Raw genomic sequence first — 13,145 nt, 5'->3', positions numbered from 1 at the left:
CGTTGCCGAACCGAGCGAAAGCGCTCAGCTCGAACTCGCCGCCTTCGGCAGATAGTTGTTGCCGACGATCTCGCCGAACGGACCCGACAGCGGACCGCCCGCGGTCTTGCTTTGGCGGCCCGGCAGCAGCGGGAACACCAGTTCGGCGAAGCGATACGACTCTTCGAGATGCGGATAGCCGGACAGAATGAACGTGTCGATGCCGAGCGCCGCGTACTCGTTCATCAGCGCCGCCACCTGCTCGGGATTACCGACCAGCGCCGTCCCCGCGCCTCCGCGCACGAGACCCACGCCGGCCCACAGATGCGGATAGACCTCGAGTTCCGCGCGGCTGCCTCGCTTGCCGCCGTGCAACGCGGCCATACGGCGCTGCCCTTCGGAGTCCATCTTCGAGAACGAAGCCTGCGCGCGGGAGATGGTTTCGTCGTCGAGCTTGCTGATGAGCGTGTCTGCGGCGGCCCATGCTTCTTCTTCGGTCTCGCGCACGATGACATGCAGGCGAATGCCGAACTTGATCGTTCGGCCACGCGCTTCAGCACGGGCGCGAATGTCAGCGACCTTCTTCGCGACGGCCGCGGGCGGCTCGCCCCACGTCAGATACGTGTCGATGTGATCGCCCGCGATGTCGTGCGCAGCCGCCGACGAACCGCCGAACCACAGCGGCGGATGGGGGTTCTGCACCGGCGGATACAACGCCTTGCCGCCCTTCGAGGTCAGATGCTTGCCATTGAAGTCGATGGCGTCGTTGGTATGCGCCGCGGTGAGCAGGTTGCGCCAGATGTGCAGGAATTCGTCGGTGATTTCATAGCGCGTGTCGTGATCGACGAACACGCCGTCGCCTTCCAGTTCAGCCGAATCGCCACCGGTCACCACGTTGATCAGCAGACGTCCGTTCGACAGCCGGTCGAAAGTCGCCGCCATGCGCGCCGCCAGGCCTGGTGACGAAATGCCCGGACGGATCGCCACCAGAAACTTCAGACGTTTGGTCGCGGCAATCAGGCTCGATGCGACGACCCATGCGTCTTCGCACGAGCGGCCGGTCGGCAGCAGCACGCCCTCGTAACCGAGCGTATCGGCAGCCACGGCGATCTGCTGGAAGTAGTCGTAATCGGCTGCGCGTGCGCCTTGGGACGTACCGAGATAGCGGCTGTCGCCGTGAGTCGGAATGAACCAGAACACATTCATTTGCTGCTCCTGCTTGTTCGAAACTGGATTGAATGGAGACGTGTGTCACGACGATGCGTCGAGTGAACACGCACACGCTGGTCGCGCACCGCTGGCCGCGCGCATCCATCCGGCCACGGCCGGAGATGCAAGCGCAAAAAGGACGGAAATACTGCGATGAGGCGCGGACTAGTTCCGACAACGCGCCCGCAAACGCGCGTGCGCCATGGAGCGGTTGAAGATCGGCATCAGGCAGGACATCGCGACAGCTTCCCTCGACCAAACGTGCGCGTGATGCGCTCGATTAAATGGGCGACGGCGGCAAACGCCGTCTGCATGGAGAAACAGTCTATGGATCGGGGCCCGGCTTTTGAACGATTTTTTTTAGCTTAGGTTTTCCACTTTCGTGATTAGCCCGACGCTAAAGCATACGGATGTTGCGCCTCACCTACGCTGGAACCGGGAGACCGCTATATATAATGGCGCCACGTTTCCAATAATCCGGTGCAGGCCGCGCGAACCGCGCCGCCTGAGCTCTCGCGGTGCAATGCATGCAAAAACTCATCCTGCCGTTCGTCGCCGGTTTTCTGGCTTCCCTGTTCTTTCATGAATCGACGCTGGCGCTGCTGCATGCAGCCGGTCTGATCGACCTGAGCGGTTTTTCGACCGCCCCATTTTTGCCGCTCGGTCTGCCGGAATTCATTGCGAACGCGATCTGGAGCGCGGTCTGGGCAGTGCTGATGGCGTGGTTACTGCGCGTTGCGCCGGAGCGGCGCGCGCCGTGGGTACCGGCTTTCGTGTTCGGCGGCATTGCGTTGACGGCGGCGAGCGTGTTCGTGGTCGATCCGCTGCGCGGCATCTGGCCAAGCGGCAACATGCTGCCGCGGCTCGCGGTGGGTTTTGCAGCGAACGCGATGTGGGGCTGGGGCGCGCTGGTGTTCATGCGCGCCTTCATGGCGAGCGAAGACGAGGACTGAGCGTCTTGACCCTGCTCGCGAAGCGATGCCGGCCGCGCGGTCCGGCAACCGGGATCGCTTCCGCTGCTGTTTTCGCCGCTGTTATCGCTGCGGCCCGAACTTGCTTAACCGCACAAATCGCGCAACGGGTGTTCGTTTGCCGGCCACGGGCTTTCGAACATCTTCGCCACATCGGCGGCACCCACGTCTTCAATACGCGCAAAACGCCAGCGCGGCGCGTTGTCCTTGTCGATGATGCGCGCACGAATCCCTTCGATCGTATCGCCCTGCGCGAAGCTCGTGCGCGTCAGATCCAGATCGCCGCGCAGCACGTCCTCCATCGAACCCTCCGCGCGCGTCACCACTTCCAGCGACACGGCCATCGACAACGGCGAACGCTCGCGCAACACCGCAATCGTCTGCTCGGCCCAATCTGCAGCCGCGCCGCCATGCTCCCGTTCCTGCTCCAGCGAAGCGAGAATCCGCCCCACGTCGGGCAACGCGAAATGCCGGTCGATCAATGCACGTATGCCCGCGAGCGGCGAAGCATCGGGTTCCGGCACGACCTGATGCGTGGCTGTCTCGCGCTCGATGCACGCCACCACGTCAGCTCCGCGTTCGAACAGTTCGGTGCGCAGCGTATCGACTAGCGCGGGCAATGCCGCGTCGTCGATATAGGCATCGGCGAGGCCCGCGTAGCGTGCATCGGCTGCGCCGATCGCCTCGCCGGTGACCGCCAGATAGCGGCCGAGGGCGCCCGGCGTGCGTGCCAGAAACCAGCTCGCGCCGACATCGGGAAAGAGTCCGATGCGGGTCTCGGGCATCGCCATTTTTGTCGAGTTCGTCACCACCCGCAGGCCGCCCGTACGATGCGCGCCTTGCGAAATCCCCATCCCACCGCCCATCACGACGCCGTTCATCAGTGCGATATACGGCTTCGGGTAGGTGAAGATCGCGTGATTGAGCCGGTATTCCTCAATGAAAAACGTATCGCGCGCGTCGTGCTCGCCGCGCTGCGCCGACTCGTACAAAAAGCGGATATCGCCGCCCGCGCAGAAAGCGCGCGGGTGCTGGCTGCGCACCACCACGGCGAGCACGTCGGGATCTTCGCGCCACTGATCGAGCGCCGCGTGCATCGCGCGAATCATGCCGGTTGACAGCGCGTTGAGCGCCTTCGGTCGTTCCAGTTCGATGAAACCGATGCGGTTGGCTACGTAGGTCGCGACTTCGTCGCTGACGGCGGGCGAGGCGGAAATGGACATGGAGAGCTAAGCGCGATGGCGCGAAATGAATCGGAACTGAACGTTATCACGCACTCGTGGCTTTGGGCCTGGTGGCGGGTTTGACGGCAGGGTGAGTGTCCGCATCGGTGGGTTTAATGGCCGATGGTCCCGATGCCTTCGTGGACTTTTTCCCCGACGATGCAGATGGCTGAGACGCCTGAGTGGCCGGTTTGCCGCCCGGAGCCGCGGGCGATTCGCCCGGCTCGACGTGCGCTTCAACCAGCACTTGCGCGGATTTTCTTTTGCGCGCGGGAGAAGCGTTCGTGGCACCCGCCTGCTTCCCGGCGCCGGGCGTACCCAGCCAGGCATCAAGTGCGACATCTAGCACCGTATCGAGGGGCGCGGTCGGGAACACGGGGCATGTGAGGTTAAGCGCGACCAGGCCGTGCAGGGTCGCCCAGAATGCCTCCGCCCATACGGTCAGGTCCGTCGCTGCGGTCAGACGCCCCGCCGCTTTCAACTCTTCAAGCGCGGAGATCATGATGTGCAATGCGGCGTCGCCGGGGTCGTCGTCCGCTTTCGGCGGCGCCAGGCTCGCTTTTCCGGACGCGGCGGATCCCGCACCCGCAGCCCCTGCCGCCGTGACCGCATCCACTTCGCCGGCCGCATCCGCGTTAGCAACCGCAGCCACCGACGCGCCCGAAGCGGCAGCCACGCCGCCCAGCGCCGCGCCCGTGTAGCTCGGGTCTTCCATGAAGATCAGCCGGTAGGTTTCCGGATGCGCGACACCGAATGCCACATAAGCACGCCCGAGGGCTTTCAGGCGCTCAGCCGGATCGGCGATCTGCGCCAGCGGCACGAACGTCGCCAGCAACTGCGCATAACCTTCAGCGCATAAGGCCTGCACGATCTCGTCGCGGCTCGTGAAATGAAGGTACAGCGTGGCGGGCGAATACTCGATGGCGTCGGCAATCTTGCGCATTGACAGCGCGGCAAAGCCTTCGCGCATCACGATACGCCGCGCTGCATCGAGGATGCGCTCACGCAATGCCTGCTTCTGACGGTTTTTTCGTTCGACGATTCCCATGACGAACATTTTCGGGTTGACAAACTGAAAAGTCAAATTAAACTGAACACTGTTTACTGAACGGCGTTCATTAAATTCTCATTAATCAGCCACATGATCAGGCGCGATACGGCGCCGCCTTCAGGAGTCGTCATGCAAGCCACAGGGAAAGTGGGTTTATTCGGAGCCGCCGGTGCGGCAGGTCAGATCATCGCGGCCGCGCTAAGCGCTGCAGGCCGGAATTACCGGGTGGTCGGCCGCGCGCGCGCGCCACTCGAGGCCGCCTTCGGTCACGACCCGCAAGCGGAAATCGTCACGTGGAATCCTGACGACCCGGCTTCGATCAGCGCGGCGGCGGCGGATTTGCAAACCGTGATCTATCTGGTGGGCGTGCCTTACGATCAGTTCGCCGCGCATCCGCCGCTCATGGAGCGAACCCTCGCCGGCGTAACGGCGGCGGGCGTCGAGCGCTTCATTCTGATCGGCACCGTGTACCCCTACGGCCGCGCGCGCGGCAATCCGATCAGTGAAAATCATCCGCGTGAACCCCATACGTTCAAAGGCAAGATGCGGCTCGCGCAGGAAAATCTGGTGCTGGCGGCATACGGGCGCGCGAGTGGGTCAACCCGCTTGTCGACGCTGGTGCTGCGCCTGCCGGATTTCTACGGGCCCGGCATCGAACGCAGTCTGCTGAATGGTGTGTTCGAGGGCGCGGCGCACGGCAAACGTGCGCAGGTAATCGGGCCGGTGGATGTTCCGCACGAATTCATTTACCTGCCGGATATCGGACCAGTGGTCGAGAAACTCACGCGGACACCCGAAGCGTACGGCCGGTGGTGGCACCTCGCCGGCACGGGCACGATCACGCAGCGCGAAGTGGTTGGACAGGCCTATGCGCTCGCGGGCCGCGAGCCGAAGCTGATGGTGGCCGGCAAGACCATGTTGCGCATGCTCGGTCTCTTCAATCCGTTAATGCGGGAACTGGTGGAGATGAATTACCTGATGACCGAGCCGGTCGTACTCGACGACTCCGCATTGACGAAGCTGATCGGGCCCATCGCCAAAACATCGTACGAAAACGGCATCCGGCATGCATTCGACGCCGCGCGCACGGCGGCATTGGCGCGCGCGGACACGCACCGGGACGCAGCGAAAACAACCTGACTACGGGCTGCTTTGCAAGCGACGATGTTTCCGCATACCGACGAACGGGCCGGATCAGGCCGCGACGTTGCCAGGTGGGAAATGGCCGCTCTTGAGCAGCACGGGCGTGCCATTGCTGATCTGCAAATGTTCGCGCGCAACCGCTTCGATGCGCGGACGTCCCGCGTCGAACGCGCGCATCCAGCCTTCGAGATCCTCGGAGTACGCGCCGAAGTGATCCTCGAGCGCCTCGACCGAGATCGCGCATGGCACCGGTTCGCCGTCCACGAGCGCGGGAAACACAACCGTCAGATTGGAGTCGCGGTAAGCAGGCTCATCCGCGGGAAACCGAATTTCCATGGTCGCCTCATCAGAAGGATCCGGCAGGACAGGGACACCGGCGAGAACCGGCCGCCCGCGGATATGCCCGATATGGTACTCGCGCGCCTGGGCCTCGGTCCAGCCTCCTTCGCTCTCCTGCTCGATATCGCGCGCTGCCATCAGTTGCCTCCAAGCAGGCGGTCGATATAGTCGCGCGCAGCCTGTTCGACAAAGGCCAGCGCTTCCTCTTCACTACCGAAGCGTTGTTCACCGCCAAGTTCGAGCAAGGTTTCCATCCGGTGCGGATCGTCCGGACCCCGCTCGGCAAGACTCACCGAGCCGACGTACGTACCGCTTGCCGTGTTGGCGGCCGGCGCCGATGCGCCAACTGCCGGCACGAGGCGCGCGGCGGCGCTGATGTAATAGCCGCGATAAGGGCCACTGACCCGCTCAGCCATGTTCTTTCTCCTCGTTTGCAATTTATGCGCGGCGCCACATGGACGGTTCACACGTATGCGCTCGCGGCAGACCAGTAAGTAAGGCGCGCTTTGAGCCGATAAGTTCTGCAGGCGAATGGCACTTGTGCCGCGTGCATCAGTCGAACCGGTTCACCGGCACGATCTGTGCTGACGCAATGACGCGGTTTGGAGTTCAGCGAGCACAATATGGGAAAATATTTTCTGCGAAACCACGAACTGCGTGAGCCCGATGCGGCAACCCAATGGTTTGCTTACGCCGAAAGCCACGGCATCGAGATTCCGAAAGCCATCAACATCTGGGAAGACGCGGCTACCGAAAGCGGCACGGAAAGCCGCCAACTGGTTAGCGCGGCGGGCATCACAATCGAAACGCCCTAGTCTTACGGGCACATTTCCGATGTGCGTGGCGAGTCTCGATACCTATTTGAAAGGAAACATCACGATGCATTTCATGACGCAACTGCGCCGCTCCGGCCGCCTTCGACCCAGCAGCGCCGCGCTTGCTCTAGTCCGTAGGGCGTCCCTGTTTGCCGCCCTGCCCGTTGCCGTACTGCTGGGCGCAGGTCTGAGCGGTTGCGCATCGTCGAACACCACGTCGCTGATCAATCTGCCGAACGGACAAACGGGCTTTGCGGTGAACTGCAGCGGCGCCGACGCCGCGTCCAGTTGGGCCTCCTGCTACGTGCAGGCCGGCAACGCATGTGGCGCAACCGGCTACGACATCGTGTCGAAAGACAACGACGAAGGCGGCGCCGCGGGTGGCAGCGTCACGAACGTCGTTTCGGCCAACGTGAAAAACCGTTCGATGATCGTGCGCTGCAAGTAACGCTCAGTGCGCCTGCATCTTCGAGAAGATGTTCAATACGGCAACGCCGGCAATGATCAGCCCAAGTCCGATGATGGCCGGCACGTCAGGCACTTGCCGGTACATCACGACCGCCATCAGCGTAATCAGCACGATGCCAGCGCCGGACCATACCGCGTAGACGATGCCGACCGGAATACTCTTCAGCGTGAGCGACAGGCAATAGAACGCAATGCCGTAGCCGATCACCACAACGGTTGAGGGCAGGAGCCGCGAAAAACCTTCCGAGGCCCGCATGGCGGAGGTCGCAATGACTTCGGCGACGATCGCGATGGCGAGCAATGCATAAGGTGGCATCCGCATCGCCTCAGGCCTTTGCAAGCGCGAGCTTGCTGTAGTCGTGGCCAAGGTGCGCGCATAGTGCTTCCACCACCAGTTCGTGATCTGCCCGTTGCGGCAAACCGGATACCGTGATCGAGCCGATCACCCCGGCGCCCGCTACGGTCAACGGGAAAGCGCCGCCATGTGACGCATATTCCGTGACCGGCAAGCCGTGCTTGTCAGCGAGCGTGCTGCCCGCCTGTTGCATCTTCAAACCAATCGCGTACGAACTGCGCCGAAAATGCGCGACTGTGTTGCCCTTGCGGCGCGCCCAGTCGACGTTGTCCGGTGTCGCGCCGTCGAGCAAGCTGAAAAATAGCGGCTGACCGAACGTGCGCACGTCGATGGCGGCAGCGATACCGCGAGCCTTGGCGACCTCGTGCAGATAGGCGCCGACCTGCCATGCACGGTCAGCGTCGAATTGCGGGAACACCAGCGCTTGTTCCTGAGCGGCGATTACCTGTAGGTCGTGAGCGATATCCATGGAGTTCAGAGCAGAGTAGGAGTGAAGCGCAGGCCGTTGCACATGCATCGCGGCGCCGCGAAGAAAACCTGAATTCTAGCCCAGCGCTTTACAAGGGCCTTCCGGTATGCGACGCCAGCGATGCGAACCGCGACTTGGAGGCCACCACGCTGTGCGGTTCTTTGGGTTACGCCGAATCGGCGCGCATTGAAGCGGGTTCTTAAACAGCTATTGCATTGGTCTTCGCTTTGTCCTATAATCTTTTCTTCGACGGACGCGGGGTGGAGCAGTCTGGCAGCTCGTCGGGCTCATAACCCGAAGGTCGTAGGTTCAAATCCTACCCCCGCAACCAAGTAACTCACGCGGTTCGAAACGTCGAAACAACATCAAAGGCTTGCCCAACCGGCAGGCCTTTTTTGTTCTGCCTCGCTCTCCTTGTCGTTGTAGTGCGTGTTCTGCGCCCTGCTCTTTCCCTGTAGTCTCAGATCCACACCGAAGTCCTGCAGACGCCGGAGTCGCGCCTGGCTGGCGCGAAAGCTTTCGCGTCGGGACCTGATCGCATCAGTAGCAATCCTAACTCCCTTCCCATGAATAGCGCGTCAATGCGCCAGCGTTAGCCGATTGGCCTAAGTCACAATCATCCGAGCCGGGTCCGGCGCGCGACGCGTGCCACGGCCTTCGCGCCAACGCCGGCACGCCGCCTTTGCCGGACCTCAGAAAACTTCAACCCAGTGATAAACTCCCATCACTCTTTCTCGTCCCCTTCCTATGAAATTCTGTTCTGTCTGCGGCCACGGCGTCAGCCTGAGCATTCCGCCGGGTGACAACCGCGAGCGCTTCGTATGCGGCAGTTGCGGCACGGTGCATTATCAGAATCCGCGCAACGTGGTCGGCACCGTCCCGGTCTGGGACGACAAAGTGCTGCTGTGCCGTCGCGCGATCGAACCGCGCTACGGTTACTGGACGCTGCCGGCAGGGTTCATGGAAATGGGCGAAACCACAGCCGAAGCGGCTTCGCGCGAAACACTGGAAGAAGCCGGTGCGCGCGTCGAGGTGCAAAGCCTGTTCTCGCTGCTGAACGTACCGCACGTGCACCAGGTGCATCTGTTTTATATGGCGCGCCTGCTCGACCTCGATATCGCAGCCGGGGAAGAAAGCCTCGAAGTGAAACTCTTCGAGGAACACGATATTCCGTGGGACGAGATCGCCTTCCCGACCGTCGGCCAGACCTTGCGTTTCTTTTTCGCCGACCGCGCCGCCGGCAGCTTCGGCCTGCATACGGGCGATATTTTCCGCTCGCTGCGCGAAGGCTGAGCGGCGCGCATGGTTCCCTGGCTCGGACCTGACGATCCGTTTCCCTCCGTCGAGCGCGCGCTCGGCGCGGCAAGCGGCGCACCCGGCCTGCTCGCCGCCAGCGGCGACCTGCTGCCGTCGCGGCTGATCGACGCCTATCGGCGCGGCATCTTTCCGTGGTATTCGGACGGCCAGCCGGTGTTGTGGTGGAGTCCTGATCCGCGCATGATTCTGCGCCCCGCTGAATTCAAACTGTCGCCCTCATTGCGCAAGACGCTCAGGCGTGTGCTGCGCGAGGACGCGTGGGAAATCCGCGTCGACCATGATTTCGCCGCCGTGATGCGCGCCTGTGCGCAGGCGCCGCGGCGTGGCCAGCGCGGCACGTGGATCACCGCCGACGTGGTCGAAGCCTATTCGTCGCTGCACCGGGTGGGCGATGCGCACAGCATCGAAACCTGGTTCGAGGGCAAGCGCGTAGGTGGTTTGTACGGCGTGTCTTTCGGCCGGATGTTCTTCGGCGAATCGATGTTCGCGGAGGTCACCGATGCGTCGAAAATGGCGCTGGCCGCGCTTGTCGGACACTTGCGCCGTCATGAAATAGAAATGATAGACTGCCAGCAGAACACGTCGCATCTGGCGTCGCTGGGCGGTCGCGAGATCGCACGCAAAGCGTTCATCGCGCATGTTCGCACGTCTGTCGACGCACCGCCGATTCCGTGGCGCTTCGACAAAACCGTCTTGCGCGATGTCGTCGCGCCGGCGGCGTAGAAAGAATCAGGCCGAATCCGGATCCGTCGCCCACCGAGCCGCGGGTCACGAGCCGCGGGTCGAAAACCGCAAGGCGCCGGGTTTGCAATACCAGAGACGCTTCGAGAGCTGCCAACGTGACTCATCCCAACGAGCTGCCTCTTTCCCCGCTTTCCGCGCTGCAATTTTATGCAACGGCGCCCTATCCCTGCAGCTATCTGGACGGACGCATCGCACGTTCGCAAGTCGCCACACCCAGCCATCTGATCAACTCAGACGTCTATACCGACCTCGTCAAAGCCGGCTTCCGCCGTTCGGGTGTGTTCACCTACCGCCCGTATTGCGACGGCTGCCGCGCCTGCGTGCCGGTGCGCGTGCCGGTCGATCATTTCGAGGCGAACCGCACACAGCGCCGGGTCTGGAAAAAGCACGGCGAACTGATCGCCACGGTCGCCCCACTGCATTACGACGAGGAACACTACGCGCTCTATATGCGCTATCAATCGGCACGGCATGCCGGTGGCGGCATGGACCGCGACAGCCGCGACCAGTACGAACAGTTCCTGCTGCAGAGCCGGATCAACTCGCGGCTGGTCGAATTCCGCGAGCCGCGTCCGGATCATCCGGACGCGCCGGGCATTCTGCGCATGATCAGCATGATCGACATCCTCGGTGACGGGCTCTCGTCGGTCTATACGTTCTTTGAACCGGGCGTGCCGCACACCAGCTTTGGTACCTATAACATCTACTGGCAGATCGAGCAGGCGCGCAGCCTCAAGCTGCCCTATGTGTATCTTGGCTACTGGATTCGCGAGAGTCCAAAGATGGCGTACAAGGCGAATTTCCGCCCGCTCGAAGGTTTGATCGACGGTTCATGGAAGGTGCTCGATCCCGCCAGCATCGATCTGCCGCCGGTCGATCTGGCCATTCAGGGCAGACGCGGGCCGCTGCGGCCTTAACCTGGCCAAAAGGTGACCGCCAGAAGGTAGCCACAAACCTGGCCACAACGGTCCTATCCAGTTAGTCTCATTAATGCCTTAAAGCCGGTAAAATGGCGGGTTCCCATTTTCCGGCCGCCCGGCTTCGTCCCGTGTTCAGTTCCCTCTACCCGCTCGTACGCGCCCAACTCTTTCGCATGGACGCGGAAGACGCTCACCACCTGACTTTGCGCATGCTCGGCGCCGCCGGCCGCACCGGCCTTGCAGGCACGCTGGCGCCACGCGTGCCGGATGCGCCGCGCACCGTGATGGGGCTGACGTTCAAGAACCCGGTCGGGCTCGCCGCGGGTCTCGACAAGGACGGCGCGTGTATCGACGGTCTGGCGGCGCTCGGCTTCGGTTTCATCGAAGTGGGCACGGTCACGCCGCGCGCGCAGCCGGGCAATCCGCGCCCGCGCATGTTCCGCCTGCCGCAGGCGAACGCCGTGATCAACCGGATGGGCTTCAACAACGCGGGCGTCGACCAGTTCGTCAAGAACGTGCAGGCCGCGCGCTATCGCGGCATTCTCGGGCTGAACATCGGCAAGAATGCCGACACGCCGATCGAGCGCGCCGCCGAAGACTATCTCTACTGCCTCGAACGTGTGTACCCGTTTGCGAGCTACGTGACGGTCAACATCTCGTCGCCGAATACGAAGAATCTGCGCCAGTTGCAAGGCGCGGGCGAACTCGACGCGCTGCTCGCCGCGCTGAAGGACAAGCAGCAACGTCTGGCCGACCTGCACGGCAAGCTGGTGCCGCTCGCGCTGAAAATCGCGCCGGACCTCGACGACGAGCAGATCAAATCGATCGCCGACACGCTACTGCGCCATCAATTCGAAGGCGTGATCGCCACCAACACCACGCTCTCGCGCACCGCCGTTACCGGCATGCAATACGGCGACGAAGCCGGCGGCCTGTCGGGCAAGCCGGTGTTCGACGCGTCGAACGAAGTGATCCGCAAGCTGCGCGCCGAAGTCGGCGAAACGGTGCCGATCATCGGCGTGGGCGGGATTTTCTCGGGCGACGATGCACGCGCGAAGCTCGCAGCCGGCGCTTCGCTGGTGCAGCTCTATACCGGCTTCATCTACCGCGGACCGGCGCTGGTGGCCGAGTGCGCGCAGGCGCTGCGCTAAGCCGCCCCAATCCGCATCCGTAATATAGACATAAACAAACGGTATTTAGGTTTCGATAGTCTGCTTTGTTATGCTTTCGTCTGTTAAAACGCCAGACGAACAAAAAGGAACACGATGGAATTTGGCTTGCTGAAGAAGATGCTCGTCGCCGGCCTGATCGGCGCGTCGTTCACCGCTGTCGCCGCCCACGCGGACGACGTGCTCGACCAGGTCAAACAGCGCGGCACGCTACGCATCGGCCTGGAAGGCACCTTCCCGCCGTTCAATTCGAAAGCGCCCTCGGGCGAACTAGTCGGCTATGACGTCGACATCGCCAAGGCTGTTGCAGCGAAGCTCGGCGTGAAGCCGGAATTCGTCACGACGGAGTGGAGCGGCATCATCGCGGGTCTGCAGGCGGGCAAGTTCGACGTGATCGTCAACCAGGTCGGCATCACGGATGTACGCAAGCAGGTGCTCGACTTCTCGCCGGCGTACACGTACTCGGCTGCGCAACTGATCCAGCGCAAGGACGACACGCGCCAGTTCAAATCGCTCGACGATCTGAAGGGCAAGAAGCTCGGCGTCGGTCTGGGCACGAACTATATGGACATGGCGAAGTCGGTGCCGGGCATCGACGTGAAGACGTATCCGGGCGCGCCGGAATACCTGCGCGATCTGGCCGCCGGCCGCCTGGACGCGGCACTGAACGACCGCCTGATGCTCGCGTATCTGATGAAGAACTCGCCACTGCCGCTGCGCACGGGCGCGACGGTCGGCGCGGGCAACCCCTCGGGCATTCCGTTCAAGAAGGGCAACCCGAAGTTCGCCAAGGCGATCGACGCGGCGATGACCCAGCTCGAAGCGGACGGCACGTTCTCGAAGATCTCGGACAAATGGTTCGGTATCGACGTCAGCAAGCCGATCAAGTAACGCGCACCGGCTGAAACGAAGGGCGGCATCGTCGACGATGCCGCCCGTCGCTTTTTCAGCGGCGCGTTGCGTTTTTGCCTGG

The 13,145-nt window shown here is 62.7% G+C and carries 16 protein-coding genes and 1 tRNA gene; 10 read left to right on the top strand and 7 right to left on the bottom strand.

What is annotated here, in order from left to right:
- Window positions 1-24 precede the first annotated feature (24 nt).
- Window positions 25-1,185 carry an FMNH2-dependent alkanesulfonate monooxygenase gene (gene ssuD / locus PQQ52_RS33795; protein ID WP_408221239.1) on the bottom strand — a complete coding sequence of 387 codons (1,161 nt, stop codon included), beginning with the start codon at window positions 1,183-1,185 and terminating at the stop codon, window positions 25-27.
- Window positions 1,186-1,715: 530 nt separating this feature from the next.
- Here ssuD and PQQ52_RS33790 point away from each other — a divergent pair.
- On the top strand, window positions 1,716-2,141 hold the full coding sequence (locus PQQ52_RS33790) for a hypothetical protein (RefSeq protein ID WP_408221237.1): 426 nt from the start codon (window positions 1,716-1,718) through the stop codon (window positions 2,139-2,141).
- Between the two features lie 104 nt (window positions 2,142-2,245).
- Here PQQ52_RS33790 and PQQ52_RS33785 read toward each other — a convergent pair whose 3' ends face one another.
- Entirely contained in the window at window positions 2,246-3,382 is a 1,137-nt protein-coding gene (locus PQQ52_RS33785; RefSeq protein ID WP_408221235.1) for an enoyl-CoA hydratase/isomerase family protein, read from the bottom strand.
- 46 nt (window positions 3,383-3,428) lie between these two features.
- Window positions 3,429-4,430 carry a TetR/AcrR family transcriptional regulator gene (locus PQQ52_RS33780; RefSeq protein ID WP_408221233.1) on the bottom strand — a complete coding sequence of 334 codons (1,002 nt, stop codon included), beginning with the start codon at window positions 4,428-4,430 and terminating at the stop codon, window positions 3,429-3,431.
- A gap of 132 nt (window positions 4,431-4,562) precedes the next feature.
- Here PQQ52_RS33780 and PQQ52_RS33775 point away from each other — a divergent pair, with 132 nt between their 5' ends.
- Window positions 4,563-5,573: an NAD-dependent epimerase/dehydratase family protein gene (locus PQQ52_RS33775; protein WP_408221231.1), complete on the top strand. Its 1,011-nt coding sequence runs from the start codon at window positions 4,563-4,565 to the stop codon at window positions 5,571-5,573.
- A 54-nt stretch (window positions 5,574-5,627) separates the two neighbouring features.
- Here PQQ52_RS33775 and PQQ52_RS33770 read toward each other — a convergent pair whose 3' ends face one another.
- Together PQQ52_RS33770 and PQQ52_RS33765 are read right to left on the bottom strand one after the other, a co-directional pair.
- Complete coding sequence (locus PQQ52_RS33770) at window positions 5,628-6,053, bottom strand: DUF1488 family protein (protein WP_408221229.1); 426 nt, start codon at window positions 6,051-6,053, stop codon at window positions 5,628-5,630.
- Window positions 6,053-6,331 carry a hypothetical protein gene (locus PQQ52_RS33765; RefSeq protein ID WP_408221227.1) on the bottom strand — a complete coding sequence of 93 codons (279 nt, stop codon included), beginning with the start codon at window positions 6,329-6,331 and terminating at the stop codon, window positions 6,053-6,055. Before PQQ52_RS33765 ends, PQQ52_RS33770 begins: the two co-directional genes overlap by 1 nt.
- A 207-nt stretch (window positions 6,332-6,538) precedes the next feature.
- On the opposite strand from PQQ52_RS33765, the gene PQQ52_RS33760 reads away from it, so the two are divergent.
- Together PQQ52_RS33760 and PQQ52_RS33755 are read left to right on the top strand one after the other, a co-directional pair.
- Window positions 6,539-6,730, top strand: a complete 192-nt coding sequence (locus tag PQQ52_RS33760; protein ID WP_408221225.1) for a hypothetical protein — start codon at window positions 6,539-6,541, stop codon at window positions 6,728-6,730.
- A gap of 64 nt (window positions 6,731-6,794) precedes the next feature.
- Window positions 6,795-7,178 (top strand): hypothetical protein, encoded by a 384-nt coding sequence (locus PQQ52_RS33755; RefSeq protein ID WP_408221223.1) that lies wholly within the window; start codon window positions 6,795-6,797, stop codon window positions 7,176-7,178.
- Between the two features lie 3 nt (window positions 7,179-7,181).
- Here PQQ52_RS33755 and PQQ52_RS33750 read toward each other — a convergent pair whose 3' ends face one another.
- Together PQQ52_RS33750 and PQQ52_RS33745 are read right to left on the bottom strand one after the other, a co-directional pair.
- Window positions 7,182-7,514: a DMT family transporter gene (locus PQQ52_RS33750; RefSeq protein WP_408221221.1), complete on the bottom strand. Its 333-nt coding sequence runs from the start codon at window positions 7,512-7,514 to the stop codon at window positions 7,182-7,184.
- Between the two features lie 10 nt (window positions 7,515-7,524).
- Window positions 7,525-8,022: a heme-degrading domain-containing protein gene (locus PQQ52_RS33745; protein WP_408221219.1), complete on the bottom strand. Its 498-nt coding sequence runs from the start codon at window positions 8,020-8,022 to the stop codon at window positions 7,525-7,527.
- Window positions 8,023-8,276: 254 nt separating this feature from the next.
- Between PQQ52_RS33745 and PQQ52_RS33740 the strand changes: the two genes are divergently transcribed.
- The 6 genes from PQQ52_RS33740 to PQQ52_RS33715 all read left to right on the top strand — a co-directional run bounded on the left by PQQ52_RS33740 (window position 8,277) and on the right by PQQ52_RS33715 (window position 13,063).
- Window positions 8,277-8,353: transfer RNA gene (locus PQQ52_RS33740), tRNA-Met, on the top strand.
- A gap of 416 nt (window positions 8,354-8,769) precedes the next feature.
- Window positions 8,770-9,315, top strand: coding sequence for an NUDIX hydrolase (locus tag PQQ52_RS33735; protein ID WP_097392281.1), 546 nt, complete (start codon window positions 8,770-8,772; stop codon window positions 9,313-9,315).
- Window positions 9,316-9,324: 9 nt separating this feature from the next.
- Window positions 9,325-10,062: a leucyl/phenylalanyl-tRNA--protein transferase gene (aat, locus tag PQQ52_RS33730; protein WP_408221217.1), complete on the top strand. Its 738-nt coding sequence runs from the start codon at window positions 9,325-9,327 to the stop codon at window positions 10,060-10,062.
- Between the two features lie 116 nt (window positions 10,063-10,178).
- Window positions 10,179-11,000, top strand: a complete 822-nt coding sequence (locus tag PQQ52_RS33725; protein WP_408221215.1) for an arginyltransferase — start codon at window positions 10,179-10,181, stop codon at window positions 10,998-11,000.
- A 176-nt stretch (window positions 11,001-11,176) separates the two neighbouring features.
- Window positions 11,177-12,154: a quinone-dependent dihydroorotate dehydrogenase gene (locus tag PQQ52_RS33720; protein WP_408221269.1), complete on the top strand. Its 978-nt coding sequence runs from the start codon at window positions 11,177-11,179 to the stop codon at window positions 12,152-12,154.
- A gap of 114 nt (window positions 12,155-12,268) precedes the next feature.
- Window positions 12,269-13,063 carry a cystine ABC transporter substrate-binding protein gene (locus PQQ52_RS33715; protein ID WP_408221213.1) on the top strand — a complete coding sequence of 265 codons (795 nt, stop codon included), beginning with the start codon at window positions 12,269-12,271 and terminating at the stop codon, window positions 13,061-13,063.
- Window positions 13,064-13,145 lie beyond the last annotated feature (82 nt).

It is taken from the genome of Paraburkholderia sediminicola (genome assembly GCF_046030555.1).
Taxonomy (GTDB): domain Bacteria; phylum Pseudomonadota; class Gammaproteobacteria; order Burkholderiales; family Burkholderiaceae; genus Paraburkholderia; species Paraburkholderia sediminicola_E.
The sequence above is the reverse complement of the archived record's forward strand: the minus strand, read 5'-3'. Positions and strand labels throughout refer to the sequence as shown.

Excerpts from the sequence above, each read along its gene's own strand:
- PQQ52_RS33760 (WP_408221225.1), top strand. The coding sequence starts at position 6,539 with ATGGGAAAATATTTTCTGCGAAACCACGAACTGCGTGAGCCCGATGCG.
- PQQ52_RS33765 (WP_408221227.1), bottom strand. The coding sequence starts at position 6,331 with ATGGCTGAGCGGGTCAGTGGCCCTTATCGCGGCTATTACATCAGCGCC.
- PQQ52_RS33770 (WP_408221229.1), bottom strand. The coding sequence starts at position 6,053 with ATGGCAGCGCGCGATATCGAGCAGGAGAGCGAAGGAGGCTGGACCGAG.
- PQQ52_RS33745 (WP_408221219.1), bottom strand. The coding sequence starts at position 8,022 with ATGGATATCGCTCACGACCTACAGGTAATCGCCGCTCAGGAACAAGCG.
- ssuD (WP_408221239.1), bottom strand. The coding sequence starts at position 1,185 with ATGAATGTGTTCTGGTTCATTCCGACTCACGGCGACAGCCGCTATCTC.
- PQQ52_RS33720 (WP_408221269.1), top strand. The coding sequence starts at position 11,177 with ATGGACGCGGAAGACGCTCACCACCTGACTTTGCGCATGCTCGGCGCC.
- PQQ52_RS33755 (WP_408221223.1), top strand. The coding sequence starts at position 6,795 with ATGCATTTCATGACGCAACTGCGCCGCTCCGGCCGCCTTCGACCCAGC.
- PQQ52_RS33790 (WP_408221237.1), top strand. The coding sequence starts at position 1,716 with ATGCAAAAACTCATCCTGCCGTTCGTCGCCGGTTTTCTGGCTTCCCTG.
- PQQ52_RS33735 (WP_097392281.1), top strand. The coding sequence starts at position 8,770 with ATGAAATTCTGTTCTGTCTGCGGCCACGGCGTCAGCCTGAGCATTCCG.
- PQQ52_RS33780 (WP_408221233.1), bottom strand. The coding sequence starts at position 4,430 with ATGGGAATCGTCGAACGAAAAAACCGTCAGAAGCAGGCATTGCGTGAG.
- PQQ52_RS33750 (WP_408221221.1), bottom strand. The coding sequence starts at position 7,514 with ATGCCACCTTATGCATTGCTCGCCATCGCGATCGTCGCCGAAGTCATT.
- aat (WP_408221217.1), top strand. The coding sequence starts at position 9,325 with ATGGTTCCCTGGCTCGGACCTGACGATCCGTTTCCCTCCGTCGAGCGC.
- PQQ52_RS33785 (WP_408221235.1), bottom strand. The coding sequence starts at position 3,382 with ATGTCCATTTCCGCCTCGCCCGCCGTCAGCGACGAAGTCGCGACCTAC.
- PQQ52_RS33775 (WP_408221231.1), top strand. The coding sequence starts at position 4,563 with ATGCAAGCCACAGGGAAAGTGGGTTTATTCGGAGCCGCCGGTGCGGCA.
- PQQ52_RS33715 (WP_408221213.1), top strand. The coding sequence starts at position 12,269 with ATGGAATTTGGCTTGCTGAAGAAGATGCTCGTCGCCGGCCTGATCGGC.